Source organism: Robertmurraya massiliosenegalensis JC6, from assembly GCF_000311725.1.
In the GTDB taxonomy this organism is placed as follows: domain Bacteria; phylum Bacillota; class Bacilli; order Bacillales; family Cytobacillaceae; genus Robertmurraya; species Robertmurraya massiliosenegalensis.
Map to the genome: position 1 here is coordinate 1,050,898 of NZ_HE978511.1, position 13,145 is coordinate 1,064,042.

A 13,145-nucleotide genomic window follows, 5' to 3' on the forward strand; every position below is an offset into this window, starting at 1 on the left:
TCCTTATCTCCATCACAATTGCATTAACTTATAGCATTAGTATACGTATTCTTGAAAGCGGTGTCAATAATAGATTTGTAGATTTTTGGATAAATGTTACAAAAAATTGACAAACAACATGCGGATATTGAAAACCTTTTCTTTCCATTAAATTGTATTAGCATTAGGCTACTCTAACCAATACATAAAAATTCCGCACAGAAAAAAGATCTGAGCCATTCACTCAGATCTTTCGTACTATGATTTAGAAGAAACAAGCGAGTCATCTGCCAGACTCTTAGAGTAGGATTCTGCTAGAATTTGCATGGGGTGTATAACCGTTTTCGGTGTCAACTGTTCTAGTTGATTCTTACACATACCACATTCTGTTACTGTATAATCGGCATTTGCGTCTGCAATGGCATCAGCCATCGTTTTACCAATTTTCATAGAAATATCATATTTTTCTTCTTTGAATCCGAAGGTTCCACACTGACCACAGCATCCTGCCGCAACATCTTGAATTTCATAGCCTGGAATAAGTCCAAGAATGTCCATAGCAGGGTTACCTATTCCTTGACCTTTCATATGACATGGTGCATAATAGCCTGCTTTCACATTCATTGGAGCAAAATCCGTATTCAGCTCCCCACATTCATGTAGAAGTCGTAAATATTCATCAGCGTCATACACATGCTTTGCTAGCTCGATAGCGCCCTCTGATTTCAAATAATTGACATATTCTTTTTTAAATGCAAACGTACAACTCGTACATGTTAAAACAATGTCATACCCTTGCTCTGTATACTCAAGCAAACTTTCAATATTGTAATTTGCGTTCTTGAGCCCTTGCTCCATTTTTCCGTTTGCAAACATAGGAACTCCGCAGCATTTCTGCTTAGGTACAGCGACTTCAATGCCATTATATTTCATGACTTCAACAAAAGAATCTGCCACCTCTGGTGCATTGTACGTAGCATAACAGCCAACAAAATAAGCAACCTTACGCTTTGTTTGAGCGGTTGTTTTTTTGTATTTTCTTTTAAAATTATTAAAACGATACTTTGGAAACTTTCGTTCAGCAGGAATACCCATCACCAATTCCATCGCTTTGCGGACTGGCTTCATCGTCATCGCAACATTCGTAATCGGGGCAAAAGCTGAAGCAGCTATTCCAACCAATTCTGCATTACTTAACACCTGATCGCGAAGTTTTGTTCCTTCAATATCAGCATGGATTGCCTTTGCATAAGCAGTTAATGTCGAAACATGGACATTCTCTGGACATGAGATATCACAATTCCCACATAAAGTACACAGCTCAATTCGCTTGTCATCTATCATTTGTTGATTATCTGTAAGCCTTTTTAACTCTGGACCTAAATGCTTCGGTCCACCAAACTCCAATGAGACGCTTGAAACCGGACAACTTACTGTACAGGCATTACACTTGAGGCAGGCATCAAACGAACGGTCTAAGAAGCTGTAATCAAGCATGTTGAAGCCCTCCTAATTTCATATTTTCGTTCAGTTCTAAAAGAGTTTCATAGCTCGATAAAATCGAAAAGACACCGCCCGTAATTCCGTGTTGAATCACTTTTGTCCCATTACTTGCACCGACAAGAAAAACATTATCAGGACAGTTTATAAAACGGGCAAAATCATCAAGTTCCCTACTAAGTACTTTATCTTTAAAGCCTTTTGCAGTTTGCTCAACACCACCACCTAAAATACCACCTGTTGCCAATACAAATCGCTCAGCCTTTATCTTCATATTTGTGCTGGTGATCACAGATTTGACAACATTATTCTCGACTTCTGCATCTTCAATGGTCGTGTTCTCATAAAATCTTACTCCAAGTTTTATCGCTTCTCGTTTTAAATTTTCATGCAACCGAATTGCTGTTGCGTTTGGTGGCATCCCAGAAGCTTCAGTAACAGCTGTGTTTAATTCTCTAGTTAACTGTTCTAACACGGCCTGCCAATTGTGGAAACCTAATGAGGCTGGAAAAATAAAAAGATCTGGCATGGCTATTTGTTTATTTGCCATCTCCTTCTTGATTTCATTTACGACATTCTTACAAGACGTTTCTTCATCAAGTAAGTGAGCGGCATCAAGTTGTGACATCGTTCTGGATGAACTTTTTCCGAGTGAGATGGTTATCGGATCAATTTTCAATAGAGGTCTACTTTTTTCTAGATTTCCCTTTATATACATTGGAAGGAAATCAACTACCTCTTCAAAGCCAACGATCACGACATGCCCTTTGTCAGGTATTGGTTTGACTGTTTGAGGATAAAAGGCGGTTTTCTTAACATGACCGGAACCAGTTACAATGGTAACAAGGGTCTCTACATCGCCTTGATATGGGTATCCAATGCGCTCTGTTACCTGAAAGAATTTCTTCATTGCTTCATTAATATTTAATCGTGAACGACTATCTAACTCATATTTTGAAATTAAGTCAGTGAATGTCCCATCTTGTCCAGGGATGACATCCATTACGCCTGACGATTGAATAATTTTTCCTAAGCCTGAGGAAACGAGTGCGACACGTTTTCCTTGCTCACGACTCCAAATGGCTGTTAACAACCCGGTTAAACCTTGTCCGACAATGACTTCATCATACATGTTGTTCATCTCCCTCTTTTAGACGTAATGAAACATTGTAAATGGCATCCATTAACTGAGCCTGTTTCGCTGTCTCTCCCGTTGCCACAACCGCCATGCCCTTTTTTCGTTCATGGAGTGCATCGTTCAATGCCCAAGATACTTCATCCGAAGTTGCTACTCCTTTTTCCACTGCTACTGCAGCAGCTCGAAAACTACAAAATGTCCCTTGACAAGGGCCCATCCCTAAACGTGTTCTTCTTCTAATATCACCAAGATTAAAATGTCCATCTTTTGTTAACGTCGATTCAATTTCTGCCCAAGTGACCTGTTCACATTCACAAATGACCGTTCGATCCATTTGTTTCTCTTTTAATGACTGCTCAATTTTTGTAGCCTTTGTTCCCGCCCAATGAAACAATTTTGTTTTAGCTGCAGGTGCCATATCGACTTCTTTAAAGAAATTACTAGCTTCACGATGAGGGACGACCTCTTCATCTGTTGTACATTTAGTCGACATATTCATTTTTTCACAGACCATGTCTACTGTTTTTTCTGCCATAAATCGGAATGTCGTTAACTTCCCACCTGTGATTGTCATAAATCCATCGACACCATCTCTTTTTTGATGGTCTAATAAAGCAATTCCCCGTGTTACTGACCTACCACTATCATCAGCAACACTGGATTCTTGATAAAGAGGACGACTTCCACTAAACGCGCGAATGAGGCGCATCTCCTTTAAATCTGGAATAAGTGCCAGACCCTCCTCGATCATTTCTTCCAACTCTTGACGATTCAAGCTAAAGTCATTCGGATCATCAACATTGATCCCCGTTGTTCCAAAAATGGTTACATTATGGGCGGGAACAAAAATATCTGCATCTCCTGGAAGTCTTAATCGATTGATTACCTGTTTATTGAAACGATGATTAAGGACTGCAAGCATTCCTTTATTGTTGATTAGATGTAAGGAAATCCCCGCCATCTCAGCCATTTTTGCTCCCCATGGGCCCGCTGCATTAATGACGATGTCCCCATGAATTTCCGTTTCTTCACCTGAATAACGATTCCTTACGATAACACCTGTGACACGATTCGTTTCTCTAATCACATCGATGACTTCATGATAGGTTAATGCTCTCGCACCCCTTGACACGGCATCTGCCACCACATCTACTACTAGAGTAAAGCAATCAATAGAACCATCTGGTACAGAATAGACGGATTGAATGTTTTTATTTAAATAAGGTTCATCTTTAAACGCCTTTTCAAGGGGAATATTCGATACAGGAATCCCCACCTTTTCACACGCTTTCACCCATTTCTGAACATAGGCATCATCATCTTCTGGCACCTTTGCAAAAAGACCACCTGTTTGCTCGACTGAACCAGGAATGGTTTTTTTTATAATCATATTTTCTCGGTAACTCTCAATCGCAGCTTCCTCATCTCTTACCGCATACCTAGCTCCTGAGTGAAGGAGTCCATGATTTCGAGAGGAAGTTCCATGGCCAAGATCCCGCTGTTCCACTAAGATTGCTTTAATTCCACGGACTGCTAAATCTCGGAGAACACCTGCTCCTGTTGCACCTCCGCCTACGACAATCACTTGAGTTTCAATCATTTTTCTCATGCCATTTCCCCCTTTATTTATTAAGCTCTTTTCGCTAACATTGTTGCAACCTATCAATAAAATCTAATAGAAAATCGTTTTATTTATCCTAGCAAGCATACAAACAACAGAGAAAAGAGCTTGCTTATTCCATTCGTGGTACTACGCTACGTATAAATCGGAATGGTTGGATTAGGACCATTCTAAAAACCATAATCCATATGAAAACAGCCTTATTAAAAAAAGAAACCGCAAAAAATCTGGTGGTATAAGTCATACTTATCCCTAACAGATTTCTTGCGGCTTCTCCAATTCTCCAGCCAACTATTATATTTTCACTATAAGAATACTATAAATTCCAGCGATAATACGGAGGATTTCATGGCAATATTGTGAAATGGTTCTGTTGTCCAAATTTCATCCAACTAATCATCCAATTAGGAGAGACTCGAATGATGCACCACATTATTTTTTTCTCTAAATTTATCATAATTTAACAAATTTTGGGTACCATAACTCTCGTGGTTATTTTCTACATAAAGGAGAGATTCAACAGTGAAAAAAATAAGAGTTCTAATAGCGATCCTTTTCATTACGCTTACATGGGACCAGTCCGTACCTGTTCATGCAGAAAAGGAGCTTTACAAACATGGACATCACCACAAATTGATCGAACATGAAAAAGCAGAGCAGCTAAGAGAAGAAGGTTATTCGAAACAGGATATCTTCATGGCAGCGATGTTAAGTAAAAAAGCAGAGAAAGACATTGATGACGTTCTAGCTCTATACAAAAAAAATGAGTCTTGGGAAAAAACAGCTACAGAACTTGGAATCGATATGGAGGAATTTAAACGAATTGATTCGATGCGCCAATGGGAACAATTTGTTAAGGAAAATAAAAAGGAAGTAAAAGCTTATTTAGCCGGATACGCAAATAAGACGGAAGCAGAAATTGATGCTTATATGAAAGAAGGAATCCCATTACGATTTTTAATTGGGGCTGCGGCAATTGCAAAGCTTAGTGATAAATCCATTGATGAAATCATCACTTATAAAAAGGAAGACAAACCTTTCCATGAAGTGATGGAGACACTTGATATTAGTAAAGAAGAGCTTCATAAAGAACTTAAACAGTTTAAGGAAGATGTGAAAAAATCAGTCGAAAAAGACGATTAACTACAAAGAGGCTAGCCGAAAGGTGGTAACCAACTACTCATTCGGCTAAAGCCTCTCCATTTTATATAAAAGGTCTAAAGAAAGACCTATATTTGGAACATCAGCTAGCTTGAATATTATTTGCTAACGTCATTTTTTCTGTCAATAACTTTCCTTCACGATAAATCTTTAATTCTATCTCATCGCCTACTTTTGCTTCAGTATATAAATATTTTCGTAAATCATTGGATGTCTCTACTTTTTGATCATTAATTGCCACGATCACATCTTGTGCCTTAATACCTGCCTCAGCTGCCCCTGATGCTGGATCCACATATGTCACCATCACACCACCAGTGACATCATCCGGAAGATCCTGATAATAAGCGGATGGAATTTCATTTAGACTAGCCAAACTAACCCCCATATATGGTCGACTAATCTTTCCTGACGAAATAATTTCATTTACAATTGGAACGACATCATTACTAGGAATGGCAAAGCCAAGTCCTTCTACTCCGCTTTCGGAAATTTTTAAACTATTAATCCCAATGAGCTGTCCTTGCGAATTAATCAAAGCCCCACCACTATTACCTGGGTTAATAGCTGCATCGGTTTGGATGACATTTAGATCCCATTCACCAGCAGAAGTGGAGACTGAGATTTCTCGATCAACCGCACTAACAATCCCTTGTGTCACGGTTCTTGAAAATTCTAGTCCAAGTGGATTTCCAATCGCTAAGACTTGTTCACCAGCTCTTAAAGTGGATGAATCTCCGAATGAAAGTACATTATCTGCATATTTGCCATCAATCTTCAATACTGCTAAATCAGTAAGTGCATCGGCGCCAATTAACTGTGCTCCCACTTTCTCCCCATTATGAAGAGAAACTTCAATTTCTGCTGCTCCTTCAATGACATGGTTATTGGTAACAATGTATGCCTCATCATTTGTCTTCTTAAAAATAACACCTGAACCAGAACCGCTTTCGACCACTTCTGAAGTTCTAGAAAATGGATTGTTCTGTTGCTGCTTATTTACAATTCCTACGATAGCTGAAGATGTTTTATCAACAATATCTGCTACAGATGCAGAAGCATTAGTCGTGGAAGTCGGAACAATATTTACTGCATTCCCCTGAGAAGAAGCTTCAGCAACTGCACCACTTGAAACTGGCTGATAGTATTCTTGGAAAAAATCCGTTTGTGGAATAACGGTCATGGTTAATACTGAGCCAACAACCCCAGCTGCAACCATTCCGAAAAATCCCTTTAGCTTTGGTTTTGATTTTTTATTCTTAGCAGATCGATTTTCTGCTTCTTGAATCTCTTCCTTTTGAGATTCGACGACTGGAGTTTCATCCTCATGAATCGTTTCTTCATGCGTATCCACTTCTTTCGTTTCGACCTCATGGTTTTCGTCTTTATGTAAATCACTCATTCTAATTCCTCCTCAACTTCTTACGTTGAATTCATTTTATCCCGAAAATATGAACAAAAAGTGACAAAACTTTTAAGAAGAGTGGAATGAATTAGGAAAATATGATGAAAAAGGCTTTGGACCATTTCCAATAACTCCAATCCTTACCAAAAGCCATAAAAAAAGAACCACATGTCTGTGATTCTATCATTTTGCTCCTTATTGATAGGGAATGTGAATGACGAACTTTGTTCCCTTACCTTTTTCACTAAATACCTCAATTGAACCTTGATGCAGATGAATTAACTGTTTTACAATCGACAAACCTAAACCAAATTCACCGTACGGGTTATTCGTTCTTGAAATTTCAGCTTTATAAAATCTGTGCCAAATCTTTTCAATCTCCATCGTATCAATACCAATACCAGTATCTTCAATTTCAATTATCGTCTGATTTTGCTCCATTTTTCCCCGTAACCAAATATGACCATTCTCGGTAAATTGAATACTATTTTTTGTAATATTAATTAAGATTTGTATCAGCCTGTCATAATCAGCCAGAATTCGAACATCTTCCTCAACTTCAATCTCAATGTGATTGTCTTTCTCAGCTGCTTGTAAATGAAGCTGTTCTTGAATAATTTCAAATACTTCTTGTAACTGTACATCTTCTTTATTTAGTTTAATTTGATTGGACCTTATTTTATCGTAATCAAGATTTTCATTGACTAAGCGAATCAATCTCTTTGTTTCTTGACTAACTAAGTTAATGCCCTTTTCTTTTTCTTCTTCAGCTATCATTCCGTTTTTTAATCCTTCAATAACTCCACTAATTGTCGTTAATGGTGTTCTTAACTCATGGGAAACATCTGACATGAAATTCCGCCTTCGATTATCGAGACTCTCTATTTCCTCAGCAGCGGTGTTTAACTTTTTCACCATATGATTAAAATCTTGAGCGAGTTCTCCGATTTCATCAAAGTTTGATGGCGGCAGGTTAACAGAATAATCACCTGCTGACACCATTGAAGTCGCTTCCTGTAGTCGTTTAATCCGATTGACATGAACTTTTGATAATAACCAACTTGGAAGAATAGCGAGTGCAAATGCTAACAATGCGGTAAAAAATAAGTATTGATTGATTTGACTAATCATTTCTCTAGAGCCACTAATGGGGGAAGTCAACAAAATAACTCCTATTAGCGTATCATTCATGATATATGGAAGAGCCAATAACGTAACTTCCTGATTCGAATGTTTAATTTTATTTCTTACAACATGTGGATTACCTTCAGCAATTTGATCTAGCACTTCGTCTACAAGTTTCAAGTTCCCGCTTGGGTAAAGAAGATTCCCTTCTTCATCAAAAATACTAAAGCTAATTTTTCTTCCTTTTAGAACATTGCTATATTCATTCACGATATTTGTGGCAGAGCGTGTCCCCCTTGTAATATCGGTAAGAATATTTTCCCCATAGGATACGAGCTCGTCTACCGTATCTTGATAAACTAACCGTTCAACATAATGGGCAAAGACAATACTCATGATTAGGAAAGCCACTAAAAGGACACCCATATGACTAATAAGTTGTTGATATAAATATTTAATTTTCACTGGTCTGGATCGTTTCATCGAACTTATACCCTACTCCCCAAACGGTATGGAAAAATGGTTGGTGATCGGTACCGATTTTTTTTCTGAGTCTTTTGATATGAACGTCAACCGTGCGCTCATCTCCATAGAAATTATAACCCCACACGCGATCAAGAAGCTGTTCTCTCGTGAACACTTGCTTAGGATGCTGAACAAAATAGTAAAGAAGGTCGAATTCCTTTGGGGTCAAATTAGAGATAGCCTCTCCATCCAAATAAACTTCCCTTTTTTCCTTGCTAATTTGAAAATGCTTTGTAACCAATAAACCTTTTTCTGCCTTCTCAACAGGACCGGCATGGACTCTTCTTGTAATCGCGCGAATACGGGCCATTAAAGCTAGTGGACTAAACGGCTTTGTTACATAGTCATCTGCACCCATTTCTAAACCAAGAACTTGATCAGACTCACTATCTTTTGCCGTTAGCATAATGATTGGAATCGAATCTCCTTCAGCTCTTATTTTTCTACAGATGGTGACGCCATCCATCCCTGGTAACATCCAATCAATAATGAGGAGATCCCAATTCCCTTCCTTATATCGTTCGAATCCTTTAAGTCCGTCATGGACATATTCACCATTTATTCCTTCTTTTGAAAAAAACATATCAATCATTGAACAAACACTTTCATTATCCTCTATCACTAAAACATTCATGTTTTCCACTCCCAAAGAACGGTTTCTTCTGCTGCAATTTCTCTCTCAAACTTAACATAAGACTATTTTGTTATTTTAGCAACTCTTTGCAAATATTTTATCTTTATTTTTGTGAAACACCCATAGTTTTCACATTCAATGCGAAGTATATAGTAACGATTTCAAAAAAATAGGTTTGAATACACAAAAAACGGTGAATAAAACAGTATCGAATAAATAAGGAGGTCACATTCATGATGAAAACAGACATCGACCAACTACTTGAAGCAACAGAAGACCTAGATATGGATGTCAATCACCTTATTCTAGGAGACTTTGAAATCGATTGGCTATTAGAGTACACTCAAGATGGATCAAAAAAGAGCTACTCATGGAGTAACCCTTACTTGTTGACTAGCGCTAGTAACAGAAATCGATTCAGGACGATCTGACAAAATTAATTGGAACGGTCCCTTTGTAGTATGAACTGTAACAACGAAGTGTTCTCCTTCTACTTGGCCATTTTGAAGAACACTTTGAGGACGCATATTTAATTCTACTCCTTCGTTCGACATATTTACGAGATAGATTCCATTATGTAAGTTTAAAAATTCACTAATAGAAGCTTCTGCAAGCTCATCCATTTCTGTTAACTCTTCTTCAGCATAGGCAGATGCGATATAAAGAAATGCACTCTTATCAGCTGATATTCCAGTAAATAGTGGAGCTTCCCCAACTACCTCTTGATGAACGAGCCATACATCATCTTGTCCTTTTTTCGAGTCATCTGCAAAAAACACCTGGTCGTCAATAAAGCGGATCATATTTTTTGCGAATAGAGATAAGTACTTACTATATTTCTCAACTTTCGCTTCATCTTTATTCTTTAAAATGAGTTTAACAAGTTCATCGATATCTCCACGCTTAATTGCCTCAAATTTTTCATCTGATAAACTATAACCTTTTTTATATTGATCCAAGGCTTTAGAAAATGATTCAATCGACATATACCCTTTATCAACTAATGCTTGGGCTAATAATAGATGATTCTGCTTTTGAACACTTAACATGGATTCTACTTGTTCATTCGTTAAGTAGCCGAAATCAACGGCAATTTCACCAAAACGTTTGTCTACTTGCTTTTGCTTTTCATGGATTTCTTCTACCTGCTCAGGGGTTAAAAATCCCTCATCAACCGCAAGAACGCCAAACTTCACATGAACTGTTTTTTGCGCATCAAGGGCGTCGATAAGCTGAGTTCTCGTTAATAACCCTTCATTCAATAGATAATGGCCAAAATATTGACTAAACATTTACGCTTCCCTCCTTCAAAATCTTTTCAACGAGATTCGTTATTGCTTCTAAAGAGATCGGCTTTTGGATAAAATCATAAGCCCCTTTTTCAATTGCCTTCTTCAAATGTTCTTTTGTTCCAGCTGATGATGCCATAACCACTTTTGCATCAGGATTATGTGTAATGATTTCTTCTAATGCTTCAATTCCATCCTTTTCAGGCATGACAATATCCATAAAAATCAAATCTGGATTCTTTTCTTTAGCCAACTCAACCGCCAATATTCCATTTTCGGCTTCAAAAATGTCCCCACATTTACATTTTTCCAAAGTGCCTCTAAGTTTTTTACGAATTAATACAGAATCATCACAAATCAATACATTTAATGGCTTTCCCATACTCTTTAGTCCCTCTTTTCTTAAGCTGGATATTCTACTTTTTTCAACAATTAATTTTATAGTTCTACAGACCTATGACAAAATCCTCTATAATTTTGAAATTTTTACACTCTTATGATCAACAAAAGAGATTGTCGATCCTGACAATCCCTTTTATTTTTCTATTAAAGCATTACCTTCTAATACATCAAATGTGGAGAATGCGCCCCCATCACGAATTGGAGCTTATATGCCTGACTGCCTTTCATAATTTCTGATGAGCATTCCATTTGCTTTAATCATCCCAAACTTTTCATAATAAGGCACCAAGCCATCATCACAACATAAATCAATCATATAAATATCATTTAGTTCTGTTAACATTTGCTTTACCAATTCCTGACCAATTCCTCTATTTTTGAATGCTGGTAATACTTCAAGGAACGGGATATAAGCAGACAAGACTCCATCGCTAATGGCAGTAATAAATCCAACTACTTGATTCGTTTCAACATCATAGGCAATAACCACTTTGCTACTGTTCTTTAATAGCCTTAAATGAGTTTGTGGGCTTGGTGGATTTGGCCAATCCACAAAAAAGCCAGCTAACATCTCAGAAGAAATACCATCAAGAGATTTTTTGTATAACATTATTTATCAACTCCTAATTTAAATTTTGGTAGTTGATAAGGATCAATAGAATAGTAACAACAATTAAACCTCCACGCTTTAAAGTTACTATAAAAGATTCGACTACAATTTTGAAAATCCTTTTTTTTAGAATTGCATAGAACATATTTATAACTAAAAAAAGCCAGCTTCAAGGCTGACTTTTTTATTAGCTCATTGATTTCCGATATTGATATTGCTGCCATTGGAATCGAATATAACATCCGACACAAAATCCAAGAATCGCAATAAAGGCTGCCAATGCTACCATAATTGTAAACATCCATCCAATTACTTCCCAACCAAATACATAACCACCAAACCCGATCCCTAAGCAAATAACAGATATCACTTGATTAAATTGCTGTTGTTCAAAATCTTCAGGGATATATGCCGATGGTTCTTTCCTTAAAAATCGGCTTCCTACAATTATTATTGGATTTACTTTAAAAATGAGCCCCATGAGTCCACAAAGTAACGGAAACAACAAAATAAATTCTTGCTGTGAGATCCAAGTTAAAACAACACTTAGAACGATAACCCATTGATTTAATCTTACAAGCGGCCTTGGAATTGATTTAGGTTTTTCATTCATTCAAAACCCACCTATCATATAAGAATTATAAGTTATAGTGAGTATACTTGATTTAATGATATTTGTGAAGTAAAAGAAGTTCAAAAACGCAAAGAAAAAAGGATGTTCTAGTGATAACCTAGAACATCCTTTTTAGGAAGCGGGTGATGGGAATCGAACCCACGACAACAGCTTGGAAGGCTGTGGTTTTACCATTAAACTACACCCGCATATTTATTGAGATAATATTTATTTTTATTCACCTTATTTTGGCCTTACATGCCTCTAACTCTTATAGCAAATTCGAGGATGCCTTGTCGTCGAGGCAACTCGCAGTCGATTCACAGATGCTTTGCTCGTGGCTGTGGTTTTACCATTAAACTACACCCGCATATTTATAGAAATTTTATTAAGTCTTGTTTCCCATTTTTGGCCTTACATGCCTCTAACTCTTATAGCTAATTCGAGGATGCCTTGTCGTCGAGGCAACTCGTAGTCGATTCACAGATGTTTTGCTCGTGGCTGTGGTTTTACCATTAAACTACACCCGCATATTTATAGAAATTTTATTAAGTCTTGTTTCCCATTTTTGGCCTTACATGCCTCTAACTCTTATAGTTAATTCGAGGATGCCTTGTCGTTGAGGCAACTCGTAGTCGATTCACAGATGTTTTGCTCGTGGCTGTGGTTTTACCATTAAACTACACCCGCATATTTATTATTGATAATTCTTATAAGGAAATGGGGCGATCGATGGGAATCGAACCCACGAGTGTCGGAGCCACAATCCGATGCGTTAACCACTTCGCCACGACCGCCATTATTCTATTATTAAACTATACCCTTGCTCGGTTAGCTCTATACTTTCGCTACCGCGAAAACTTAATGAAAGCTATTTTACTTCGCTACGCTTCGTAAATAATGGTGCCTTATTTTCGCTATCGCGAAAAATCAATGAAAGCTATTTTACTTCGCTACGCTTCGTAAATAATGGTGCCTTATTTTCGCTATCGCGAAAAAAGGTTGGTGGAGGGGGACGGATTCGAACCGCCGAACCCGAAGGAGCGGATTTACAGTCCGCCGCGTTTAGCCACTTCGCTACCCCTCCAAATAAAAAGTGGCTCAGGACGGAATCGAACCGCCGACACATGGATTTTCAGTCCA

General features: G+C 37.6%; 11 protein-coding genes and 3 tRNA genes. 1 reads left to right on the top strand and 13 read right to left on the bottom strand.

Features of this window, described 5'->3' with window-relative positions:
• Nucleotides 1–237: 237 nt before the first annotated feature.
• Genes BMSHG_RS05310 through glpA form a run of 3 tightly spaced genes read right to left on the bottom strand, consistent with a single transcriptional unit; the run spans nucleotide 238 to nucleotide 4,226 of the window.
• A complete protein-coding gene (locus BMSHG_RS05310) occupies nucleotides 238–1,476 on the bottom strand; it encodes an anaerobic glycerol-3-phosphate dehydrogenase subunit C (protein ID WP_019153405.1) in 1,239 nt (412 codons plus the stop codon).
• Nucleotides 1,469–2,611: an FAD-binding protein gene (locus BMSHG_RS05315; RefSeq protein WP_019153406.1), complete on the bottom strand. Its 1,143-nt coding sequence runs from the start codon at nucleotides 2,609–2,611 to the stop codon at nucleotides 1,469–1,471. The genes BMSHG_RS05310 and BMSHG_RS05315 overlap by 8 nt, the downstream gene beginning before the upstream one ends.
• Nucleotides 2,604–4,226 carry an anaerobic glycerol-3-phosphate dehydrogenase subunit GlpA gene (gene glpA / locus BMSHG_RS05320; protein WP_019153407.1) on the bottom strand — a complete coding sequence of 541 codons (1,623 nt, stop codon included), beginning with the start codon at nucleotides 4,224–4,226 and terminating at the stop codon, nucleotides 2,604–2,606. Before glpA ends, BMSHG_RS05315 begins: the two co-directional genes overlap by 8 nt.
• A gap of 534 nt (nucleotides 4,227–4,760) precedes the next feature.
• Between glpA and BMSHG_RS05325 the strand changes: the two genes are divergently transcribed.
• On the top strand, nucleotides 4,761–5,381 hold the full coding sequence (locus BMSHG_RS05325; RefSeq protein WP_019153408.1) for a hypothetical protein: 621 nt from the start codon (nucleotides 4,761–4,763) through the stop codon (nucleotides 5,379–5,381).
• Between the two features lie 100 nt (nucleotides 5,382–5,481).
• Here BMSHG_RS05325 and BMSHG_RS05330 read toward each other — a convergent pair whose 3' ends face one another.
• The 10 genes from BMSHG_RS05330 to BMSHG_RS05375 all read right to left on the bottom strand — a co-directional run bounded on the left by BMSHG_RS05330 (nucleotide 5,482) and on the right by BMSHG_RS05375 (nucleotide 13,089).
• On the bottom strand, nucleotides 5,482–6,801 hold the full coding sequence (locus tag BMSHG_RS05330; RefSeq protein WP_019153409.1) for a S1C family serine protease: 1,320 nt from the start codon (nucleotides 6,799–6,801) through the stop codon (nucleotides 5,482–5,484).
• 198 nt (nucleotides 6,802–6,999) lie between these two features.
• Entirely contained in the window at nucleotides 7,000–8,394 is a 1,395-nt protein-coding gene (locus tag BMSHG_RS05335; protein WP_019153410.1) for a HAMP domain-containing sensor histidine kinase, read from the bottom strand.
• The gene (locus tag BMSHG_RS05340; protein WP_019153411.1) at nucleotides 8,384–9,088 is read right to left on the bottom strand and encodes a response regulator transcription factor; all 705 of its coding nucleotides are present in this window, start codon (nucleotides 9,086–9,088) and stop codon (nucleotides 8,384–8,386) included. Before BMSHG_RS05340 ends, BMSHG_RS05335 begins: the two co-directional genes overlap by 11 nt.
• Before the next feature lie 368 nt (nucleotides 9,089–9,456).
• A complete protein-coding gene (locus BMSHG_RS05345) occupies nucleotides 9,457–10,380 on the bottom strand; it encodes a hypothetical protein (protein WP_019153412.1) in 924 nt (307 codons plus the stop codon).
• On the bottom strand, nucleotides 10,373–10,759 hold the full coding sequence (locus BMSHG_RS05350) for a response regulator (RefSeq protein ID WP_019153413.1): 387 nt from the start codon (nucleotides 10,757–10,759) through the stop codon (nucleotides 10,373–10,375). The genes BMSHG_RS05345 and BMSHG_RS05350 overlap by 8 nt, the downstream gene beginning before the upstream one ends.
• Before the next feature lie 225 nt (nucleotides 10,760–10,984).
• Nucleotides 10,985–11,389 carry a GNAT family N-acetyltransferase gene (locus BMSHG_RS05355; protein ID WP_019153414.1) on the bottom strand — a complete coding sequence of 135 codons (405 nt, stop codon included), beginning with the start codon at nucleotides 11,387–11,389 and terminating at the stop codon, nucleotides 10,985–10,987.
• A gap of 187 nt (nucleotides 11,390–11,576) precedes the next feature.
• Complete coding sequence (locus BMSHG_RS05360; protein ID WP_019153415.1) at nucleotides 11,577–12,002, bottom strand: DUF4395 domain-containing protein; 426 nt, start codon at nucleotides 12,000–12,002, stop codon at nucleotides 11,577–11,579.
• A gap of 138 nt (nucleotides 12,003–12,140) precedes the next feature.
• Nucleotides 12,141–12,211, bottom strand: a tRNA-Gly gene (locus BMSHG_RS05365).
• A gap of 512 nt (nucleotides 12,212–12,723) precedes the next feature.
• Nucleotides 12,724–12,799, bottom strand: a tRNA-His gene (locus tag BMSHG_RS05370).
• Nucleotides 12,800–13,005: 206 nt separating this feature from the next.
• Nucleotides 13,006–13,089: transfer RNA gene (locus BMSHG_RS05375), tRNA-Tyr, on the bottom strand.
• Nucleotides 13,090–13,145 lie beyond the last annotated feature (56 nt).